The organism is Synechococcus sp. H60.3 (assembly GCF_047462295.1).
Taxonomy (GTDB): Bacteria; Cyanobacteriota; Cyanobacteriia; order Thermostichales; family Thermostichaceae; genus Thermostichus.
In genome coordinates this window covers 5,164-9,348 of record NZ_JANSIY010000060.1, presented here as the reverse complement: position 1 = coordinate 9,348, position 4,185 = coordinate 5,164, and the positions used below count along the sequence as shown (strand labels likewise).

General features: G+C 60.4%; 5 protein-coding genes. 1 reads left to right on the top strand and 4 read right to left on the bottom strand.

Translation table 11 applies throughout. The features are described 5' to 3' along the window. The 4 genes from NW841_RS07855 to NW841_RS07840 all read right to left on the bottom strand — a co-directional run. Positions 1 to 345 (bottom strand): FAD-dependent thymidylate synthase (locus NW841_RS07855; RefSeq protein WP_414365943.1); only part of this gene is annotated, 345 nt, incomplete at its 3' end. Between the two features lie 74 nt (positions 346 to 419). Next, on the bottom strand, positions 420 to 1,196 hold the full coding sequence (locus tag NW841_RS07850) for a DUF4397 domain-containing protein (RefSeq protein ID WP_414365944.1): 777 nt from the start codon (positions 1,194 to 1,196) through the stop codon (positions 420 to 422). 191 nt (positions 1,197 to 1,387) lie between these two features. Beyond that, positions 1,388 to 2,656, bottom strand: a complete 1,269-nt coding sequence (locus tag NW841_RS07845; protein ID WP_414371466.1) for a bifunctional sterol desaturase/short chain dehydrogenase — start codon at positions 2,654 to 2,656, stop codon at positions 1,388 to 1,390. A 200-nt stretch (positions 2,657 to 2,856) separates the two neighbouring features. Then, complete coding sequence (locus NW841_RS07840; RefSeq protein ID WP_414371468.1) at positions 2,857 to 3,399, bottom strand: DUF192 domain-containing protein; 543 nt, start codon at positions 3,397 to 3,399, stop codon at positions 2,857 to 2,859. A 193-nt stretch (positions 3,400 to 3,592) separates the two neighbouring features. Between NW841_RS07840 and NW841_RS07835 the strand changes: the two genes are divergently transcribed. Continuing rightward, a partial coding sequence (locus tag NW841_RS07835) for a serpin family protein (RefSeq protein ID WP_414386020.1) occupies positions 3,593 to 4,185 on the top strand: 593 nt, incomplete at its 3' end.

Sequence of the window (4,185 nt, the reverse complement as noted above, 5' to 3'; positions counted from 1 at the left end):
CGGGGGCGCAGACAAGAGTCTTTTGCCCAAATCGGCAATTTGCCGGCCTGTATATCGAAAAGATTGAACGTCGAAAGAAACTCCCACTCGATGAGTACGGGCCTGTTGCATGACAGCATGGGGAAAATAGCCTACCCCAAACGTGATCTGAGGGTGCTCAAGAGGCCCATAGTGGCCACGATTGCCCTCCAGCAGATGCCGCACCACGGCCTCTCCATACTTTTCCGGGATCCGGCCCTCTGGGGTAACAAAATCGGGGCTGTAATCTTGGTGCATCGCCTGCCAGATCACCCGTTCGGGATCTGGAGTTTGGCTAAGCACCACCACTTGAAATAAGGCATCCACAGGCTGTGCCCCCAAAGCCAGAGACGAGCGGCTAGTCTCACAGTATAGAGAGGATCAAGCCGCAGGCAGCCTTGCTATAGGAGCCTACGAGCTCGAGTTTCCTCTGCCAGCACCATATTCAAGCCCGGATTGCTGCGCAGCAGGCCGGCTACGTAGAGGGTGTAGACTTTACCTGCCTCTAACTGGAGGTCAAACCGTTGCAAGGGAATGCTCCGGCTGGGAGATATCTGCCCACCTGAAGCAGAAGGGGCTGTAGCCACCTGGATTTGGGTAAAGCCGGGGCGCATGGCTTGAAAGGTGGATACTTGCCCAAAGGCCAACTGGGGCAACAGCACCCGGCCTTGCTCCCCTTGCCATTGCAGGGCCGGCGCATCAGGGGCAGCGTGGACAAACCGCACCAGGGCTTGATCAAATAGAGGGTTGATATTGTCTTCCAGTACCAAGGCCGTCACGCGATTGGGCTCGTCGGCGGCCACCACTGAGAACACTCCCCCGCCCCTGAGGTTGGCCACAGTCCTGGCCACAACCGTTCGCGCAACGGAGTCCTTAGAACCCGAGGGCTGGCCAGGGTTCTCAGGTGTTGAAAACAAAACAATGTCGTACTCGCCCGCCGGCATGCGCACGTATTCGCTCACTGCGCCATAGGCTACACCCTGGGCAGCCCTTACCCCTCCCACTTCCAAGTCAATCCGAGGGGCATCGGGGGCCACATGCACCAAGCGCACCTGCACTTCCGCCACCTCTGCAGAGGCTATGGGGATGGCACAACCCGCCAAAAGGCCCGTCACTAAAGACCCACCCACTGCGCAGAGAACTGCGCTTACCCACTGTCGCACCATGTTGACGCTCACTCCTACTCCTCACACCCAACATTCACTCGGAGAGCGAGCTGTTGAATTCCTCCAAACAAAGGGCCCTTTCGCTCCCCGCAAGGTTCACATTGGCGCAAGGGATCCCCTCTCCTGCGGCCAAAGAACCTGCTCTTGTCTTACCCCAGTTTTGCGCCTGATGCCATAGAGCCGGGCAGGATTGGTCGACTCCCCTAAATCAAAGGGATCCCGGCGACGGGATCAAGAAGAACTGGGCGAGAAGAGCGGCGGCTGAACAAGCGGAAATAGGTGCTGACGGCCAACTCTTTCAGCGGGAAAAGCAGGTAGGTGAGGGGGTTGATGGTGACAATGATGTTGCGGCAGTCGCGTTTGGCCTGGGCCAGGATCTGGGCGGCCACCCAATCGCCTGACATCACTCCAATGGGATTGAGCTGGCTCTTGAAGGGGCCGAGGATGAGCTTGCGCACCACACAGGGAGCGTCCAGGCGGCGCAGGGTAACCAGATCCCCTAGGGCCCGCTTGGAGAGCTCGTAGAGGGGGCTAAAGGCAGGGCTGACCTCGGCTTCTGAGGTGTTTACCCAAACCTCTTTGGTGGCCACTTCCGGATTGTTGCGCACCGTCTGAAAGAACAGCTCCATCAGGCGCCATGCCGAGAAGGTGTTGACGGCGTAGGACTGGCGGACAGACTCGGGATCCCGCTCCCCATGCACGTTGAGGCCGTGGTTGATGACCAAGATATCGACCCGCTCCAGGAGTTCGGCCAGGGATCCCTCCTGCCCCACCTGCCAGCGAACGGTCTCCACCGGCTGGAGCTGGCCGTCCACTTCAATGGCAACCGAATCCGCATGGGAGCTAAGGGCAATGACTTTGGCTCCGTGGCGGTGAAAGTGCTGCAAGAGGGCCCGGCCCAGGGTGCCAGAGGCGCCGGTGACGGCCACGCGTTTGCCCTTGAAAGAGAGACTGGTGCCCATGATCCGATCCACCAAGGTTAGGGTGCCGCAAAAGTAGGCGTTGGTATCGTCGAAGTGGTGCCGCCAGTGGTAGGCGCGGTTCACATACCACTGCGCAGGAGGGGCGGGGAAAGGCCCCGGCTGGTGGGTGATATCCGTCTGCAGAGCCAGCCCCCAGCCCCGCAGCGCGCCGGCAACCAGAAAACTGGCCGAGTAGAGTACCCCCACTGCCGCTGCCAGGCCGTAGAAGAGGGATCCCTGTCCCAAGAGCACCACCCAAGGGATCCCGGCTAGAACCATCGTTGCTGCCTCGGGGACATCGTGGTGCCACTGGGATTCTCGGTATAACTTGGGGTCTACCACGCTGAGATCGGGGCGGAACAGGCGGTGGTGCAGGGTGTGCTTGGGCAGCAGCCAGGGCCACTGGTGGGCCAGCCAATGGCGCACATCCCGCACGATCTCCGCCCAAAGGACGGAAGCCAAGGCAATAGTTCCAACCTCCAGCCACTGAGTTACGCTGCTAACATCCATAGGGTTTAAACCATCCTGAGCTCGCCGTCGCCTCTTGGCATCAACCTCCCACAGTTGGCGACCCTCAAAAATCATCCCAAAGATCCCTGAGAAAATCATCCTAGACCGCGAGGAAGAGGGCAAACGGCTGCCTTTGGGATCCCAGCTTCTTCTGCAAGCTTGTTTTCCCTCACCCCCGGCCCTTCTCCCAAAGAGAGAAATCAAGGAGTTGGGGGCGGAAGCTGGCGGATCTCCACAACATCTCCCACTTGCAAACCCAGGGCCGCCGCCGTCCCGCCGCGGAACTCCAGCACGCCATCTACCAACTGGTCAGGGGGTGGCCCATAAACAGGGCAGGGTTGGGCAGGGCAGCCGGGCACATCGGCGGCGATGGAGACGACCCGGCCCCGATAGAGAAAGATAATGTCCAAGTTAAGCGGCGTGTTGAACATCCAGAAGGCAGCTGGCTGGGGCGGGTCGAAGGGAAACCACATGCCGCGATCAAGAGGCAAATCGGTGCGAAACATTAGGCCTAAGCGCTGCTGCTCAGGGGTGCGGGCCACTTCCAGCTCAAAGCGCTTGCCAGCAATGGTTACTTCCGCTTCCACCGGCAGGTGCTGGGGCTGTCCTTTGGCCGGAGTTGCGTTGGCAACGGCTGCCGTCCCCTGGGCTTCTCCTCCAGCGGCGCATCCCAGCAGCAGAGCCAGGCCCAAGGCAATCCCGCTTGCTGTGACAACCTGGCGCTCTCTTACCCACCAACTCATCCCTTTCTCCTGCTGAGCTGTGCAGGCTTAATCCTACCCTGCTCTCTAGAGTTTGGCCGGGATCCCCTGCGGGCTTTGGCCTGTCGATCTCACCTCAAGCGCAGCCGCAATGGCCGGCCTGGGCAGGGGCCATCCACCCCCAACCCGATACCATAGCCATAGACTCGTTCCCCACCCGGCCAGGAGAGCCCCGATGAAAGACCTTTTGAGCATGTCCTCGGTGAGCCGGATCCCGCTGCTGGCTCTGCTGGGCCTATTGCTTTTGGGTCTCCGGCCCACCCACGGGGAAACCCCGGTGCGGATCCCGTTTGAGCCGACCGTGACCGATGGGGAAGGCTATGGAGAGGAGGCGGTGGCCCAGCAAGCCCAAAGTCGCTTTGCGCTAAAGCTATTCGATTACCTACTCCAGCAGCAACCGCAAGAGAACCTCTTTTTCTCCCCCTTGAGCCTTCGTCTGGCCCTGAGCATGCTGTACAACGGCGCTGCTGGAGAGACCCAAGCGGCGATGGCTAAGGTGCTGGAGGCCCAGGAACTCTCCCTCAATGAGTTGAACTGGACCAATGCCCAGATGGTGCGCTGGCTGGTGGAGCGATCCCAAGCAGAAGGACCGATCCAGCTGCAAATGGCCAACGGCCTTTGGGTCGATACAACCCTCACCTTGCGCCCCTCCTTTTTGCAAGCCCTGGCCACCTATTACCAAGCAGTGGCCAATCGGGTGGAGCTGGGATCCCGCCAGACGGTGCAGGCGATTAACCGTTGGGTAGCCGAGCGCACCCAGGGCCAGAT

Excerpts from the sequence above, each read along its gene's own strand:
- NW841_RS07845 (WP_414371466.1), bottom strand. The coding sequence starts at position 2,656 with ATGGATGTTAGCAGCGTAACTCAGTGGCTGGAGGTTGGAACTATTGCC.
- NW841_RS07840 (WP_414371468.1), bottom strand. The coding sequence starts at position 3,399 with ATGAGTTGGTGGGTAAGAGAGCGCCAGGTTGTCACAGCAAGCGGGATT.